General features: G+C 75.5%; 17 protein-coding genes. 11 read left to right on the top strand and 6 right to left on the bottom strand.

Translation table 11 applies throughout. The features are described 5' to 3' along the window. The first annotated feature begins 81 nt into the window (after positions 1 to 81). Together ACMXGY_RS02790 and ACMXGY_RS02785 are read left to right on the top strand one after the other, a co-directional pair. Positions 82 to 897: a VTT domain-containing protein gene (locus ACMXGY_RS02790; RefSeq protein WP_483775364.1), complete on the top strand. Its 816-nt coding sequence runs from the start codon at positions 82 to 84 to the stop codon at positions 895 to 897. A gap of 1 nt (position 898) precedes the next feature. Further along, positions 899 to 1,672, top strand: a complete 774-nt coding sequence (locus ACMXGY_RS02785) for an HAD-IIA family hydrolase (protein WP_483775363.1) — start codon at positions 899 to 901, stop codon at positions 1,670 to 1,672. A gap of 25 nt (positions 1,673 to 1,697) precedes the next feature. Here ACMXGY_RS02785 and pyrE read toward each other — a convergent pair whose 3' ends face one another. Both pyrE and ACMXGY_RS02775 read right to left on the bottom strand, forming a co-directional pair. After that, positions 1,698 to 2,285 carry an orotate phosphoribosyltransferase gene (gene pyrE, locus ACMXGY_RS02780; protein WP_483775362.1) on the bottom strand — a complete coding sequence of 196 codons (588 nt, stop codon included), beginning with the start codon at positions 2,283 to 2,285 and terminating at the stop codon, positions 1,698 to 1,700. Between the two features lie 34 nt (positions 2,286 to 2,319). Then, a complete protein-coding gene (locus tag ACMXGY_RS02775; protein WP_483775361.1) occupies positions 2,320 to 3,084 on the bottom strand; it encodes an SDR family NAD(P)-dependent oxidoreductase in 765 nt (254 codons plus the stop codon). Positions 3,085 to 3,157: 73 nt separating this feature from the next. Between ACMXGY_RS02775 and ACMXGY_RS02770 the strand changes: the two genes are divergently transcribed. The 4 genes from ACMXGY_RS02770 (at position 3,158) to ACMXGY_RS02755 (ending at position 7,815) form a co-directional block, all read left to right on the top strand. Further along, positions 3,158 to 3,943, top strand: a complete 786-nt coding sequence (locus tag ACMXGY_RS02770) for an exodeoxyribonuclease III (RefSeq protein ID WP_483775360.1) — start codon at positions 3,158 to 3,160, stop codon at positions 3,941 to 3,943. Between the two features lie 27 nt (positions 3,944 to 3,970). After that, a complete protein-coding gene (locus ACMXGY_RS02765; protein ID WP_483775359.1) occupies positions 3,971 to 4,546 on the top strand; it encodes a DUF4190 domain-containing protein in 576 nt (191 codons plus the stop codon). Between the two features lie 140 nt (positions 4,547 to 4,686). Beyond that, positions 4,687 to 5,361: a DUF4190 domain-containing protein gene (locus ACMXGY_RS02760; RefSeq protein WP_483775358.1), complete on the top strand. Its 675-nt coding sequence runs from the start codon at positions 4,687 to 4,689 to the stop codon at positions 5,359 to 5,361. A gap of 129 nt (positions 5,362 to 5,490) precedes the next feature. After that, positions 5,491 to 7,815 (top strand): aryl-beta-d-glycosidase, encoded by a 2,325-nt coding sequence (locus ACMXGY_RS02755; RefSeq protein WP_483775357.1) that lies wholly within the window; start codon positions 5,491 to 5,493, stop codon positions 7,813 to 7,815. A 32-nt stretch (positions 7,816 to 7,847) separates the two neighbouring features. On the opposite strand, the gene ACMXGY_RS02750 is transcribed toward ACMXGY_RS02755, so the two are convergent. Continuing rightward, a complete protein-coding gene (locus ACMXGY_RS02750; protein ID WP_483775356.1) occupies positions 7,848 to 8,516 on the bottom strand; it encodes a TetR/AcrR family transcriptional regulator in 669 nt (222 codons plus the stop codon). Positions 8,517 to 8,661: 145 nt separating this feature from the next. Next, the gene (locus ACMXGY_RS02745; protein ID WP_483775355.1) at positions 8,662 to 9,456 is read right to left on the bottom strand and encodes a peptidoglycan-binding domain-containing protein; all 795 of its coding nucleotides are present in this window, start codon (positions 9,454 to 9,456) and stop codon (positions 8,662 to 8,664) included. A gap of 313 nt (positions 9,457 to 9,769) precedes the next feature. On the opposite strand from ACMXGY_RS02745, the gene ACMXGY_RS02740 reads away from it, so the two are divergent. The 4 genes from ACMXGY_RS02740 (at position 9,770) to ACMXGY_RS02725 (ending at position 13,499) form a co-directional block, all read left to right on the top strand. Next, complete coding sequence (locus tag ACMXGY_RS02740) at positions 9,770 to 10,483, top strand: ABC transporter ATP-binding protein (protein WP_483775354.1); 714 nt, start codon at positions 9,770 to 9,772, stop codon at positions 10,481 to 10,483. Then, positions 10,483 to 11,376: a hypothetical protein gene (locus ACMXGY_RS02735; RefSeq protein WP_483775353.1), complete on the top strand. Its 894-nt coding sequence runs from the start codon at positions 10,483 to 10,485 to the stop codon at positions 11,374 to 11,376. Before ACMXGY_RS02740 ends, ACMXGY_RS02735 begins: the two co-directional genes overlap by 1 nt. Positions 11,377 to 11,484: 108 nt before the next feature. After that, a complete protein-coding gene (locus ACMXGY_RS02730) occupies positions 11,485 to 12,843 on the top strand; it encodes a sensor histidine kinase (RefSeq protein WP_483775352.1) in 1,359 nt (452 codons plus the stop codon). Continuing rightward, complete coding sequence (locus ACMXGY_RS02725) at positions 12,840 to 13,499, top strand: response regulator transcription factor (protein WP_483775351.1); 660 nt, start codon at positions 12,840 to 12,842, stop codon at positions 13,497 to 13,499. The genes ACMXGY_RS02730 and ACMXGY_RS02725 overlap by 4 nt, the downstream gene beginning before the upstream one ends. Positions 13,500 to 13,529: 30 nt before the next feature. Here ACMXGY_RS02725 and ACMXGY_RS02720 read toward each other — a convergent pair whose 3' ends face one another. After that, on the bottom strand, positions 13,530 to 14,339 hold the full coding sequence (locus ACMXGY_RS02720) for a YqjF family protein (protein ID WP_483775350.1): 810 nt from the start codon (positions 14,337 to 14,339) through the stop codon (positions 13,530 to 13,532). Further along, complete coding sequence (locus tag ACMXGY_RS02715; RefSeq protein WP_483775349.1) at positions 14,336 to 15,028, bottom strand: UdgX family uracil-DNA binding protein; 693 nt, start codon at positions 15,026 to 15,028, stop codon at positions 14,336 to 14,338. Before ACMXGY_RS02715 ends, ACMXGY_RS02720 begins: the two co-directional genes overlap by 4 nt. Before the next feature lie 112 nt (positions 15,029 to 15,140). Here ACMXGY_RS02715 and ACMXGY_RS02710 point away from each other — a divergent pair, with 112 nt between their 5' ends. Continuing rightward, positions 15,141 to 15,818, top strand: coding sequence for an ANTAR domain-containing protein (locus ACMXGY_RS02710; RefSeq protein ID WP_483775348.1), 678 nt, complete (start codon positions 15,141 to 15,143; stop codon positions 15,816 to 15,818). Positions 15,819 to 15,869: the final 51 nt, after the last annotated feature.

Below are 15,869 nucleotides of genomic sequence, written 5' to 3'. Positions count from 1 at the left end.
GCGGACCGGTCGCCGGCACGCACGGCCGCCGAGCGCCCGGCGCCACGGCACGTCGCGGAGGCCCCACTACGCTGGTGACCCGTGAACACCCTCGCCGCGCTCGCGAGCGCCCTGCCCGACGGCGTCGCCCACGCCGCCAGCCTCGGCGCGGCCGGACCCGTCGCCGCCCTGGGCCCCGACTGGATGGACCCGATGACGCTCATCGAGCGGTTCGGCGACGCGGCGCTCGTCGGGATCGTGGTCGTGATCTTCATCGAGACCGGCCTGCTGTTCCCCCTCCTCCCGGGCGACTCGCTGCTGTTCACCGCCGGCGCGCTCGTCGCGCAGGACTCGCTGCAGATCAGCCTGCCCGTCCTGCTGGCGCTGCTGTTCGCCGCGGCTTTCCTCGGCGACCAGACGGCGTACCTCATCGGCCGGACGGTCGGGCCGAAGATCTTCGACAAGCCCGACTCGAGGTTCTTCAAGCGCAAGTACATCGACCAGACCAACGCCTACTTCGAGCGGTACGGCGGCCGGACGATCGTCATCGCGCGGTTCGTCCCCATCGTGCGGACCTACGCGCCCGTCGCGGCCGGCGTCGGCAAGATGCGGTACAGGCACTTCGTCGGCTTCAACGCGCTCGGCGCGCTCCTGTGGGCCGTGGGCCTCACATGGCTCGGCTACCTGCTCGGCAACATCACGTTCGTCAAGGAGAACATCGAGGCGCTCGTCCTTCTGATCGTGTTCCTCTCGGTGCTCCCGATGGTCGTCGAGGTGTGGCGCGCCCGACGCGCCGAGAAGCGTGCCGCGGCGCTCGTGGCGCAGATCGAGGCGGACGCCGGTGACGCCGGCCGCGCGGACCTCGCCGAGGACGCGACCGCCGTCGTGCAGGGCGAGCAGAACGGGAAGGACGCCTGAGATGACCCGCGAGATCTCCAGCTGGCTGACGGACATGGACGGCGTGCTCGTGCACGAGGGGCACGCCATCCCCGGCGCCCCGGAGTTCGTGCGCGCGCTGCGCGACAAGGAGCGCCCGTTCCTCATCCTCACGAACAACTCGATCTTCACGGCGCGCGACCTGCGCGCCCGGCTCGCGACGTCGGGGATCGACGTGCCCGAGGAGGCGATCTGGACGTCGGCGCTCGCGACCGCCCAGTTCCTCCACGACCAGGTGCCGGGTGGCAGCGCGTACGCGATCGGCGAGGCGGGGCTGACGACGGCGCTCTACGAGGCGGGGTACACGCTCACGGAGTCCGACCCGGACTACGTCGTGCTCGGCGAGACCCGTACCTACTCGTTCGAGGCCATCACGAAGGCCGTCCGCCTCATCCGCGGCGGCTCGCGCTTCATCTGCACGAACCCCGACACGACGGGCCCGTCGCAGGAGGGCCCGCTGCCCGCGACCGGCGCCGTCGCCGCGATGATCACCGCGGCGACGGGCCGCAAGCCCTACTTCGTGGGCAAGCCCAACCCGATGATGTTCCGGTCCGCGCTCAACCGCATCGACGCGCACTCCGAGAAGACCGCGATGGTCGGCGACCGCATGGACACCGACGTCGTCGCGGGCATCGAGGCGGGCCTGTACACCTACCTCGTCATGACGGGGTCGACGCGCGCGTCCGAGGTCGACCGCTTCCCGTTCCGGCCGAGCAAGGTGGTCGACTCCGTCGCGGACCTCGTCGACCTGGTCTGACGGACGCGACGACCGGCCCGTCCGGTCAGGCGAGCCCGAGGTCGTCCAGGCCGAACAGGAAGTGGTAGGGCACCCCGAGCGCCTCGATCTTCTCGCCCGCGCCCGTCGCGCGGTCCACGATCGTCACGACCCCGGCGACCTCGCCGCCCGCCTCGCGCACCGCCTCGATCGCGGTGATCGGCGTGCCACCGGTGGTCGTCGTGTCCTCCACGACGACGACCCTGCGGCCCGCGATGTCCGGGCCCTCGATGCGGCGCTGCATGCCGTGGGCCTTGGCCTCCTTGCGGATGACGAACGCGTCGAGGTCCTGCCCGCGCGACGCGGCGGCGTGCAGGAGCGCGGTCGCGATGGGGTCGGCCCCGAGCGTCATGCCGCCGACGGCGTCGATCTCGGCCGTGCCGAGACCACGCTCCTCGAGGAGGTCGAGCAGCTGGTGCCCGATGAGCGGCGCGGCACGGTGGTGCAGGGTCACGCGGCGCAGGTCGACGTAGTAGTCCGCCTCCTTGCCCGAGGACAGCGTCACCCTGCCGTGCACGACGGCGAGCTCGCGGATGAGGGCGAGCAGCTGCTCACGGGGCGTCGAGGAGAGCGTCGGTGCGGAGTCGTTGGTCACGACCGCCAAGGGTAGTCGCCGTCAGCGGCGCGGGTCAGCGGTACTTGCCGATGGCGCGGACGGCGGAGCGCGGCATCGCGCGCAGCGCGGCGGACGCGACGCGGTAGCGCACCGAGGGCGTCGAGATGACGACCCCGCGCCGCACGTCCGCGAGCGCCGTCGCGACGACGCGGTCGGCGTTCAGCCACGCGACGTCGGGCAGCGTGGACTTGTCGATGCCCGCGCGCTCGTGGAACTCGGTGTGGGTGAACCCGGGGCACAGGACCGTGGCGGTGACGCCGGTGCCGGCGAGCTCGACGGCGAGGCCCTCGGTGAACGACCGCACCCAGGCCTTCGCGGCGGCGTACGTGCCGCCCGCGGTGAGCGCCGCGACGGACGCGACGTTGAGGACCGCACCTCGTCCGCGGGTCGTCATCTGCCCGGCGGCCGCGTGCGACAGCACCATGACGGCGCGGACCATGACGTCGAGCGCGCGGATCTCGACCTCGAGGTCGCCGCCGACGAAGTGCTGGTGGGTCGCGAAGCCCGCGTTGTTGACGAGCAGGCCGACCGGGCGCTCGTCCGGGCCACCGGTCGAGGCGAGCCGTCCAGCGACGCGCGCGACGTCGTCGGGCACGGAGAGGTCCGCCGGCAGGACCTGGACGCCGACGCCTGCAGCGGCCCGGATCTGCCGCGCGACCTCGTCGAGACGGGCCTCGTCGCGCGCGACGAGCACGAGGTCGTGCTTCGCCGTGGCGAGCTGCCACGCGAACTCCAGGCCCAGTCCGGCGCTCGCGCCGGTGATGAGTGCTGTCGCCATGGCCACAGCCTACGGTTCGCGAGCCATCCGCGGCCCCGCGTGGCGGGGCGCGCCACGACCTAGGCTGGGGCCCGTGCGCCTCGCGACCTGGAACATCAACTCCGTCCGTGCCCGGGTCGACCGGGCCGTCGACTTCCTGGAGCGGTCCGGGACCGACGTCCTCGCGCTCCAGGAGACCAAGTGCGCCGACGCGCAGTTCCCCGTCGCGCCGTTCGAGGCGGCGGGCTACGAGGTGGCGCACGTCGGGGTGAACCAGTGGAACGGCGTGGCCGTCGTCTCGCGCGTCGGCCTGGACGACGTCGCGACCTCCTTCCCGGGCCAGCCCGCCTTCGACGGCCGCGTCGAGGCGCGTGCGCTCGGCGCGACGTGCGGCGGCGTGCGCGTGTGGAGCCTGTACGTCCCGCACGGGCGTGCGGTCGGCGACCCGCACTACACGTACAAGCTGGCCTGGCTCGACGCGCTGCGCGCCCAGGCCGCGGGCCGGCTCGCCGACGACCCGACGGCGCAGGTCGCGCTCGTCGGGGACTGGAACGTCGCGCCGCTCGACACCGACGTGTGGGACGTCGGGTACTTCGCCGGCAAGACGCACGTGACCCCGGCGGAGCGTGACGCGTTCGCCGCGTTCGGCGCCGCCGGGTACACCGAGGTGACGCGCGAGGCGATCCCGGCCGAGCACACGTACACCTACTGGGACTACCAGCGCCTGCGGTTCCCGCGGAACCAGGGCATGCGGATCGACTTCGCGTACCTCTCCCCTGCCGCGCGCGCCCGGGTGGCCGGGGTGTCGATCGAACGCGACGAGCGCAAGGGCAAGGGCGCGTCCGACCACGTGCCGGTGGTCGTGGACCTGGACGGCTGAGCCGCGCGGCGTCGCTACGGTGTGTGCATGACGACACCGCCCGTCCCGCCGTACGGGTCTCCCGACGAGCCGTCGGACCCGTACGCCGCACCCCGGCCGCACCAGCCGCCCCTCACCCCGTACGACCTGCCCTCGGACGCGGCGCCCGCCACGCCCCCGCCGACGGAGCCTGGCGGCTTCGTCGCGCCCTCGGGAGCCGGCGGCGGTTCCGGGTACGGAACTCCGCCCGGGCCGGGCGTACCCCCCGGGTACGGGCCCTCTGCCGGCTTCGGGCCGCCTGCCTCGCCGTACGGCCCCGCCGCGCCGGCGGCGTACGGGTCTCCCTACCCCGCGCCCGGGTACCCGGGCGCCTACGGGTACGCGCCGCCGCCGCGCACCAACGGGCTGGCGCTGGCGTCGATGATCGTGTCGATCGCGAGCCTCGTGCTGTGCGCGGGCTTCCCCGGCGTCGTCGGGCTGGTGCTGGGGATCGTCGCGCTCAACCAGGTGATGCGCGACGGGACGCGCGGCCGCGGGTTCGCGATCACCGGCATCGTCGTCGGGGCGGTCTGCACCCTGTTCGCGATGCTCGTCGTCTTCGCCGCGACGACGAGCGACGCCTGACCATGGCCGACGACGACCTCTTCGCCCCGCCCGGCGGCCCGGCCGGAGCGCGACGCCCCGCGACGCCACCGGCACCGACCGGCGCGGTCCCCGGACCGCCGCCTCCACCCCCGCCCGGAGGCACCTCGCCGGCTCCGCCGGTGCCCGAGGCCGCGCATCCCGCGGAACCGGGGTTCGCCGTCGGGACGTACTACGCGCCGGGCTGGCAGCCCGAGGAACCGCGGGTCGAGCCGCTCGCCGTGGCGAGCGTGCCGGCGGGCGTCGTGCTGGGTCCGGTCGGGATCGGCCTCGGTGGCGCGGCGCTGTCGCGCGTGCGGGCGCGCGGCACGCGCGGGCGCGGCCTCGCCGTCGCGGGAATGGTGGTCGGCGCCGTCGTCACGGTCGCGTGGGGCCTCGGCGCGCTCCTGTGGTGGCAGGGCGAGCAGGCCCGCACCCCGCTCGCGGGCGACGTCGACGCCCCCCGGACCGTGTCGGCGCGTCAGCTCGTGCTCGGCTCGTGCCTCGCGGAGCTGCCCCCGGACGGCGAGGTGTCCGACGTCCGCGCCGTCCCGTGCGCGGACGAGCACCGCGCGCAGGTCGTCGCGCGCACCGACTTCGGGGCCGACGAGGTCTGGCCGGGTCAGCAGGCGGTGGACCGACGCGTCGCACGCGTGTGCACGGCCGACGTGCTCGGGCCGGACGCGCCCGAGGGGGTCGCGCTCGTCGTGTGGTCGCCGACGGAGGCGTCCTGGCGCGACGGCGACCGCACGGGCCTGTGCCTGGCGGGCAGCGACGACGCGCTGCCCGGCGACCTCCTGGGCCGAGGGTCCTCCTGACGACGCGCTGAGCGCGGTGGCACGCGAGCCTCCGTGCGACCGGCCACGTTACCTACCGAGCGGTTGGTTTCTGGGTTACCGTGGGGCGGAGCAGCAGGGCGTGCCCACGCCGGGAACCGAAGGAGCACCATGACCGCGACCGCCGACACCCGCCGGACCACCGGACCGATCGACGTCGACGCCGTGCTCGCGCGGCTCACGCTCGAGGAGAAGGCGTCGCTGCTGTCGGGCAGCGACTTCTGGAACACGCAGGCGGTCGAGCGCGACGGCGAGACCCTCGTCCCCGCGGTCATGGTCACCGACGGGCCGCACGGGCTGCGCAAGCAGTCCGCGTCGGCCGACCACCTGGGCATCGGCGCGAGCGTCCCCGCGACATGCTTCCCCACCGCCGCCGCGCTCGGCTCCTCCTGGGACCGCGACCTGCTGTTCCGCGTCGGCGTGGCGCTCGGCCGCGAGACGCGCGCGAACGACGTCGCCGTCCTGCTCGGCCCGGGCGTCAACATCAAGCGGTCGCCGCTGTGCGGGCGCAACTTCGAGTACTTCTCCGAGGACCCGCTCGTCGCGGGCGAGCTCGCCGCGCCGCTCGTCGAGGGCATCCAGTCGCAAGGCGTCGGCACCTCGCTCAAGCACTTCGCCGCGAACAACCAGGAGGCCGACCGCATGCGCGTGTCCGCCGACGTCGACGAGCGCACGCTCCGCGAGATCTACCTGCCCGCGTTCGAGCGCGTCGTGAAGGACGCCCAGCCGTGGACCGTCATGTGCTCGTACAACAAGGTCAACGGCACGTACGCGTCGCAGGACCCGTGGCTGCTCACCCGGGTCCTGCGCGACGAGTGGGACTTCGAGGGCCTCGTCGTCTCCGACTGGGGCGCGGTGCGCGACCGCGTCGCGGCCGTCGCGGCAGGGCTCGACCTCGAGATGCCCGCGGCCGGTGGCCGCACGGACGCCGAGGTCGTCGCGGCGGTGCGCGCGGGACGCCTCGACGAGTCGGTCGTCGACACCGCGGCCCGCCGGGTGCTGGAGCTGGTCGCCCGGTCCCGGCCCGCCCTCGACGGCGCACCCACCGCGGCGACCAGCCGCGACCTCGACGAGCACCATGCGCTCGCCCGTGAGGCGGCCGCTGCCGGCACCGTGCTGCTGCGCAACGAGCCGGCCGGCGACGGTGCACCGCTCCTGCCCCTCGACCCGGACGCGGACGGGCTCGTCGTCGTCGGCGAGCTCGCTCGCACGCCGCGCTACCAGGGCGCAGGGTCGTCCCAGGTGCACCCCACGCGGCTCGACGACGCGCTCACGGCGCTGCGCACCGCCGTCGGGCACGACCTCCCCTTCGCCCCCGGCTACGCCGTGGCGGAGGGCCCGGCGACGGACCGCACCGCGTGCGAGCTCGTCGCCGAGGCCGTGGGGCTCGCGCGCGACGCGAGCACCGTGGTCGTGTTCCTCGGCCTGCCCGCGGCGTACGAGTCGGAGGGGTACGACCGCGAGCACCTCGACCTGCCGGCCGACCAGGTCGCGCTGCTCGAGGCCGTGGCCGCGGTGAACCCGCGGGTCGTCGTCGTGCTGGCGAACGGGTCGGTCGTCTCCGTCGCGGGCTGGCAGCACCTCGCGCCCGCGATCGTCGAGGGGTGGCTCGGTGGCCAGGCCGGCGGGTCGGGCGTCGCGGACGTGCTCACCGGGGCCGTCAACCCGTCGGGGCGGCTCACCGAGACGATCCCCCTGCGGCTCGAGGACACCCCCGCGCTCGGGAGCTTCCCCGGGGAGCTGGGCCACGTGCGCTACGGCGAGGGCCTGCTCGTGGGCTACCGCTGGTACGACACGCGCGACGTCGCGGTGGCCTACCCGTTCGGGCACGGCCTGTCGTACACGACGTTCGCCTACGACGACGTCACCGCCGAGGTCACGGGCTCCGGTGCGGACGCCGCCGTCCGCGTGAGCGTCCGCGTGACGAACACGGGCGACCTCGCCGGGGCGGAGGTCGTGCAGGTGTACGTGGGCGACCCCGACTCCCAGGTGGCGCGGCCGGTGCGCGAGCTCAAGGGGTTCGAGCGCGTGGAGCTCGAGCCGGGCGCCTCGCAGGTCGTCACGGTCGACCTCGACGCCCGCGCGCTGTCCTACTGGCACCCCGTGCTGCGCCGCTGGGTCGTCGAGGGCGGCGAGTTCGTCGTGTCCGTGGGCGCGTCGTCGCGCGACCTGCGCGCGACGGTGGCGGTCGAGGTCGACGGGGAGGACGTCGTCCTGCCCCTCACCGAGCTGTCGACCGTCGCAGAGGCGCTCGCGCACCCCGTCGCCGGGCCCGTCGTGCGCGAGGCGCTCGAGGGCGAGGACGCGCCCGCGCTCGACCCGGTGATGGTCGCGATGATGCAGGACATGCCGCTCGTCGTCATCGCCGACTTCGGTATGGCCGGGTTCGACCGGGCCGCGCTCGACGCTCTCGTCCGCACCGCGAACGCCGGCTGACGCAGTCTGCGCGCGCCGGGCGGACGGGCGCGTCAGTCCGTGAGGATCAGCCGGAGGTACGCGCGGAGGTCGGCGGCCATGTCGACGCGCTCCGAGCGCGGCCGGTCGAGCGAGAGCAGCCACTGGATCTGGAGACCGTCCATGAGCGCGACGAGCTGGCGCGCCGCCGCGTCCGGGTCGATGCCGTCGCGCAGCCGACCCGCGCGCGCGCACACCGCGAGCTGCGCACCGGTGCGGACGAGCGTCGACTCGTAGCGCCGGACGAAGTACTCGTGGGCCGGGTGGTCCGGCGACGTCGCCTCGGCCGCGAGCGCCGTGAAGACCTCGACGATCGGCCGTCGCAGGGCGTTGCGCTCGACGAGGCGCACGAGCGCGTCGAAGAAGTCGGTCCCCCGCGCGAGGTCCTGCTCGAGGTCGTCCTCGTCGACGGCGTCCCGGTGCTCGAGGACGGCCTCGAGGAGGGCGACCTTGGTCGGGAAGTGGTGGAGCAGGCCCGGGTGCGACATGTCCACGCGCGAGGCGAGCTCGCGCAGCGACGCGGCGTGGTAACCGACCTCCCCGAAGAGCACGATCGCGGCCTGCAGGATCTGCTCGCGCTTGGCACGCCCCTTGGCGTACCCGCGCCCCGCGTCCGTGGGCGCTGCGGCGCCCCGGCGGCGTGCGGCACCGTCACGTCCCGCCCCGATCGCCGCGCTCGTCATCACTGCTCCGTCCGCTCGTCCGACGAGAAGACCTTACCGAGTGGAAGGTGCAACGTTCTGCCGCGCGAGCCGGAGGGCCGGCTGCCGTTCGACCTGCCGCGCTCGACCGCCGCGGTCGAGGCGACCTCCGTGGCCGGCTCCGCCCCTACTCGACCGGGGTGGCGTCGGCCGTGGGGGTCGTCGTGCCCGTGGAACCGGGTGCGACGGACGGCTGGTCGGGGGTGGGCGGCGTGGTCGGGGTGGGCTCGGCTGGACCGCCCGGGCCCTCGCCGGACTCCTCGCCATCCCCGTCGGGCGCCGCCGCGAGCGCCGCAGCGACCTCGGCCGTCACCGATCCCGTCACCGCCAGTCCGTGCGCCTCCTGGAACGCGCGCAGGGCGGCGACCGTCGAGTCGTCGAGCACCCCGGTCACGTCGACGGTCGCGCCGTGCACGACCAGGCGCTCCTGCACCCACGTCGCGTCGGCGTCGCCGGTCGGCGCCTGCGTCGGGTCCGGGACCGGTGTGGTCGGGCTCGTCGACGGGGCGGGTGCAGGCGTTCCCGGCGCGGAGGGGGCGCTCGGTGCGGAAGGCCCCGGAGCGGGCGCCGCAGCCGCGCCGCCGTCGGCCTCGTCGGTCGTCTCGTCGCGCTCCGGGCGGTCGGTCGTGGTGCCCGGAGCGGGGATGCGGGTCACGGTGGGACGCGGAGCGTCCTGGCGCGGCGTCACGGCGGGGACGCCCGTCTCGGTCTCGGCCAGGCCCTCGGCCGTCGACCCCGTGACGACGACCGCCTCGCCGCCGCCCGTCGCCGCACCCACCATCCCGGCGACGGCCACGACGAGCGTCACGGCGCTCGCACCGGCGGCGACGGAGACCCACGGCAGGGACGAGCGGTGCCGGGTCGCGGCAGCGAGCGGCCGCGACGTCCCGGGCTCGTCGAGAGGTCGTGATCGGGGGCGCACGTCGCCTCCTTCCGGCGTCTCGGGACCGGCGGACCGCGCAGCACGCAGCACACCGAGCGGGTCGGGTGGGTGACCCACACTGCCCCATCGCGCGGCGGTCTGTCACGCCCGCTCCCCTCACCTGGGACGACGCGTGCGCCCCTGCCGCCCCGACCTCCCGGGACGGCATCACCGGGCCGCGGCCTCCGCCGGAAGTCGGAGCCGAGGTTCCGTCCTGCGCCACAAGACCCGGCAGGTCCCCGGACGGGAGCCTGGAGGCACTCCGCTCGGACAGCACGCGACGGGGACCAGGAACACGAGAAAGGGGTCTGCCATGGCCACCATCGAGGTGACCGGGCTGCGCAAGTCGTACGGCGCGTTCGACGCCGTGCACGACGTGACGTTCACCGCCCGGCCCGGCCGCGTCGTCGGGCTGCTCGGCCCGAACGGCGCCGGGAAGTCGACGACGCTCCACGTCCTGCTCGGCCTCGCGGCACCGACGGCAGGCGGCGCGACGTTCGACGGCCGCACGTTCGCGGAGCTGGCGCACCCGGCACGGACGGTTGGCGCGCTGCTCGACGCGGGCGGGCTGCACCCGGGGCGCACCGGTCGCGACCACCTGCGGGTGCTCGCCGCTGCGGGACGGCTCCCGTCGCGCCGCGTCGACGACGTGCTCACGCTCGTCGGCATGATGCCCGCGGCCGACCGGAGGGTGCGCACGTACTCGCTCGGCATGCGGCAGCGCATCGGGATCGCCGCCGCGCTGCTGGGCGACCCGGAGGTGCTCGTGCTCGACGAGCCGGCCAACGGGCTCGACCCGGCCGGGATGCGCTGGCTGCGCGACCTCGTGCGCGCGTTCGCCGACGACGGCGGCACGGTCCTCCTCGCGAGCCACGTCCTGTCCGAGGTGCGCCAGGTCGCGGACGACCTGGTCGTCGTCGGGCAGGGGCGCGTCGTCGCCGACGGGCCGCTCGACGACCTGCTGCGCGGGGAGTCCCTCGAGGACTTCTACCTCGACCTGACCGCCACGACCGAAGGGGTGCGCTGATGTACCGCGCCGAGATGCTCAAGCTCCGCACGACGCGCGCGACGTGGATCGTCGCCGCCGTCGCAGTCGCCGGGATGCTCGTCGTCCAGGCGTTCACGCTCCTGCTCCCGACGATCCTGCGCAGCACCGAGGCGCTCGGGGGCGGCACGACCGTCGGGCTCCAGGCGCCGCCCGAGATGGTCGAGGAGCTCGCTCCCGACCTCGGCGCCCTCACGGACGTCTCGCTCCCGGCGTTCCAGCGCAGCATGCTCGACCTGCTCGGCAACGGGATGGGCGGCTCCGGGTCGGTCGGCGTCGCGACGGTCTGCATGCTCCTGCTCGGCGTGCTCGCCGTGACCACCGACTTCCGCACGGGCGGCATCGTGCCGACCGCGCTCGTCCAGCCGGCCCGCCTGCGCATCCTCGCGGCGAAGGCGGGGGCGACGGCGACGGTCGCGCTCGCCGTCGGCGCGGTTCTCGCCGTGCTCGGGGCGGCCGGCCTGCTCGTCGCGATCGTCACGACGCCCGGTGCGGGCCTCGCGCTCGACGCGCTCGAGGTGCTCGGGATCTGGGCGCGCGGTCTCGCCGTCCTCGTCCTCCTGAGCTGGCTCGGCCTCGGCATCGGGACGCTCGTGCGCGGCCAGGTGGCGGCCGTCGTGACGGTCGGCGCGCTCGCGCTCGCCGAGCCGATCGTCCGCGGAGCGGTGACGCTGCTGTCCGGCGGGGAGTCCGCCGCGGCGGAATGGCTCCCGCTCGGCCTCGGCGCCCTCGCCTCGACCGGTCAGTCCGGCGCCGCGCTCCTCGGCGGCGCCGCACCGCTCGGCGCGCTCGCCGCCCTCGCGGGGCTCGCGGCCTGGGCGTTCGTGCTCCTCGGCGGTGGCGCCGTGAGCCTGCAGCGGCGCGACCTCGTGTGAGAGCCCGTCAGGCCTCGCCTGACGGCGCCGGGCCCGGTCACCTAGGGTGGTCGGGCCCGGCGCCGCCCCGCCGTCCCCGCTGTTCTTCCCGCCCCAGGAGGTCCCGTCGTGACCGACGCCCTGCGCCGCGCGCTCGCGGCCGTCGGCGTGCGCACCGCCACCGGGCGCGACGCCGTCCTCGGCGCCGTCCTGGGGGTCGCGACCGCCGTGCTGTTCCTCGGGACCGAGCGGGCGCTCCTGACCGACGCCGGCACGGCCTTCGGACTCGGCCCCGGGACCGTCGTCGTCCCGCCGCCCGTGCGGGCGGCCGTCCTCGTGCTCGTCGTGGTGCAGGCGCTCGCGCTCGCGCTGCGCCGGCGGGCCCCGCTGACGTGCCTGGCACTGACCGTCGCCGGCCAGGTCGCGATCACCGCGCTCCTGCCGCCGTACGTCCAGCTCCAGGCGCCCGCGACCGTCGTCGCGGCGTACTCGGTCGGCGCCTACGGGCCCCGGCGGGCGCGGCTCGTCGCCCCTGCGGGTGCGGCCGTCGTCCAGGTGCTGCTCGTCTTCGCGCTCGGCGGGCTCGGGATCCCGGCGGGCGCGAGCCCCGTGCAGCACGCCCTGCAGATCGGTGGGACCTTGCTCTCCGCGCTCCTCGCGTACCTCGGGTCGGCGCTCGTCGGGTCCTACGTGGCCACGCGCCGCGAGCTCGTGGCCCAGCTGCGCGACCGGGTCGAGACGGCGGAGCGCGAGCGCGAGGCGCTCGCGGCCCAGGCGGTGCTCGAGGAGCGGGGTCGCATGGCGCGCGAGCTGCACGACGTCGCGGCCCACCACCTGTCCGGCATCGTCGTGCAGGCGTCGGCGGCCGAGCGCCTCGTCGACGCCGACCCGGCCCGCGCCAAGGAAGCGCTGCGCTGGATCCGCGCCCAGGGCAAGGACACGCTCGACGACCTGCGGCTCGTCGTCGGGATCCTGCGCGGCAGCGAGGACGAGGGTCGTGGCGACCGCCGGGAGGACCCGCAGCCGACGCTCGCGGACCTGCCCGCGCTCGTCGAGACCGCCCGCGCCGCGGGCACGACCGTGACGGTCGAGACGACGGGCGACCCGTGGGACGCCGCGCCGAGCACGCAGATCGCGGTCTACCGCGTGCTCCAGGAGTCGCTCGCCAACGCACGCCGGCACGCACCCGGGCGGCCGGTCGCGGTGCGGTTCGCGTGGACACCGTCGGACGTCACCCTCACGGTGCGCAACCCCTCGGCGGCCTCGGTGGCCTCCGTGACCCCGGCTCCCGACCCTGCCCGCCCCGGGCACGGGCTCGTGGGGATGCGCGAGCGGGCCGCGATGCTGGGCGGCGCGGTCGAGGCGCGCCGCATGCCCGACGGCGCGTGGCTCGTCCGCCTCGTGGTCCCGCGCTCCCCCGGCCGGGACGGGCGCGAGCCCGGGACGCTCCGACCGGGGTCCGCTGTCGAGAACGAGGAGGTCGCGTGACGCGCGTGGTGCTGGTGGACGACCAGGCGGTCGTCCGCGCGGGGTTCGCGGTGATCCTGCAGAGCGAGGGGATCGAGGTCGTCGGGGAGGCGTCCAACGGGGCCGACGCGGTGCGCGTCGTACGTCGGGAGCGCCCCGACGTCGTGTGCATGGACGTCCGCATGCCCGGCGGCGACGGGATCACGGCGACGCGCGCGCTCGCGGGGCCGGACGTCGTCGACCCGGTGCCCGTGCTCGTGGTGAGCACGTTCGACCTGGACGACTACGTGTTCGGGGCCCTGGAGGCCGGCGCGAGCGGGTTCCTGCTCAAGGACGCGGAGCCGGACGTCCTCGTCGACGCCGTCCGCCGGGTCGCGTCGGGCGACGGGCTCGTCGACCAGTCCCTCACGCGGCGCGTCATCGACGAGTTCTCGCGCCGCCGCTCGCCCGCGGCGCGCGACGAGGACGCGGCCGCCCTGCTCACGCCGCGCGAGCACGACATCGTCGAGCTGCTCTGCCGCGGGTCGTCGAACGCGGAGATCGCGACAGCGCTCTTCCTCGAGCCGAGCACCGTCAAGTCCCACCTGAGCCGCGCGATGACGAAGACCGGCGCGCGCGACCGCGTGCAGCTCGTCGTGTGGGCGTTCGAGCACGGGCTCGTCGCCGCCCGACGCTGACCCCGAGGCCCCGGTCTGCGGCCGCGACGGTCACGGCACGCGGCGCGGCAGGCCGAGCCGTGCGTGCACCGGAGCGGTGAGGTGCACGAGGGGCGGGTGGGTCGGGGCGGGCAGCCCGAGGCGCGCGTGCAGGTCGGTGTCGAGCGCGTCGAGCGTGCCGCGACGCAGCGTCCAGGGCTCGTGATGGACGGGGAACCGCCACAGCGCGCCCGCGCGCACGCCGTACGCGTTCCAGCGCGCGGTGAGCCACGTGTCGAGGTCCGACGACGCGCCAGGGCTTCCGGCGTCCGCGTCCGGGTGCGTGCGCACGACGGCGGTGAAGCGCCCGGACCGCAGGCCCGGGTGCTCGTACGGGACGCGGAACGGCCCGGCACCGCCGTCGGCCACGAAGGCGTACCGGACGGCGGACGGGACGCCCGACGCGGCGGCCATCGGGACGGCGGGCACCGCCGGGCCGCCGGTCGAGACGTCCGCGTGCGCGGGGTGGTACGGCAGGCCGGCCGCGCGCGTGGCCGCGACGAACGCGCGTCGGGTCGCCCACAGACCGCAGAACCAGATCCCCGCCCGGCCCGACCGGTCGCGCACGTAGACGCGGACGTTGAGCTCGGGGAACGTCGACCACGCGCCCAGCGCGGGCAGCGGCGGCACGCGGACGTCGGCCATGACGAACGGCACGACGCCGAGCCACGTCCCGCCGTCGAGTGTGTGGACCGAGAGGCCGGGCGGCAACCAGCCCTGGACCACGGCCGGGTCGACCGGCCAGTGCAGGAACGTCAACGACTGCCAGCGCTGGGCGTTGACCGGGAAGCGCGGTGCCGGCCCGAGCGGCTCCGACGTCACCCGGCGGCGCCCGGTGCCGCGGCGTCGGCCGCGACCCGCAGGTCGGCGACGAGCGCCGCGAACGCGTCGTCCCAGCCCGACCGGTCGCGCAGCCGCAGGAGCGCCGACGGGTGGGTGGTGAGCACGAAGAGCGGCGATACCCGGTCGCCCGGACCGTCGCCCGGTTCGAGGACCGTCCCGCGCTCCGCGGTCACCCGCACCGCGCGCCCGAGGACCGCGCGCCCGGCGGTGGCGCCGAGCGCGACGACGACGCGCGGCCCGACGGCGGCGACCTCCGCCTCCAACCACGGCAGGCACGCCCGGACGTGCGCGACGTCCGGCGTCTTGTGCAGCCGCCGCTTGCCGCGCCGCTCGAACCGGAAGTGCTTGACGGCGTTCGTCAGGTAGACGTCGTCGGGCGAGAGCCCCGCCGCCTCGAGCGCGTCGTCGAGCACCCGGCCAGCAGGCCCGACGAACGGCTCGCCGTCGCGGTCCTCGCGGTCCCCCGGCTGCTCGCCCACGAGCGCCAGGCGCGCGTCGTCGGGACCCCGGGAGAACACGACCTGCGTCGCGTCGACCCACAGCTCGCACCCGTGGCACGCGTGCGCCGCCCGGGCGAGGGCGTCGACGTCGCGCGCGGCTGCGCCGTCGGGCACCCACTCCTGCGCGCCGGGGCGCTCGGGGGCGGACGGTCCGCGTCGTGGGCTCACGGGTCAACGGTGCGCCGGGGACGAGGTCCTCGCACGCCGCGGAGCGGCACCGGCAGGTCTTCGCGCGTACGGTGAAGGACGACGGCGCCACGTGCCAGGAGAGGACGTTGACATGACCATCTCGGGCTACCCGGAGGAGTTCGCCGTCCGGGCCGCGACGATCCTCGGTGCCGACGTGGAGGTCAGCATCACGGTGCGCCAGCACGGCGTCGCCCTGCGTGCCGGCAGCAGCACCGAGTCCTCCGCCCGGTGCGACCAGGCCGAGTCGCTCGCCGGTGCGGGTCCCTGCATCGAGGCGATGGACCAGCTCAGCGTGCAGGTGGTGCCCGAGATCGCGCCCGACCCGCGGTGGCCCGCGTGGCACGACCAGGCCCTCGCGGAGGGGTTCGTCTCCGCAGCGGCCGTGCCCGCGGTCGTCGCGCCAGACGTCGCGGTCGCCCTGAACCTGTACTCCCGTCGTGCCGACCCGTGGACGCCCGACCTGCTGACGGCGGCCGACTCGTACGCCCAGATCGTGGCCGCCTCGGTGCTGCTGCGACTGGACCTCGCCGACATGGAGGACGCCGTCGCGGGGTTCTACCGTCAGATGTCCGACTCCGTCGTGGTCGAGCAGGCCGTCGGCGCCGTCATGCAGGCCAACGGCTGCACGGCGACGCAGGCGCGCCAGATCATCGAGGCCGCAGCGCGGCGTGGCGACCTCGGTGCGCGGGACGTCGCCGAGTCCATCCTCCGGACGCTGGTCGTCGTCGACGAGGACGACGACCCGGGGCGCTCGAGCAGCGACGTCTGACGGTGCGCCCGGGCCTGGCCCGTGCCCCGGAGCGCGTCCCGGTGGACCCGC

This window comes from Cellulosimicrobium sp. G4 BAM 1002 (genome assembly GCF_057126935.1).
The sequence above is the reverse complement of the archived record's forward strand: the minus strand, read 5'-3'. Positions and strand labels throughout refer to the sequence as shown.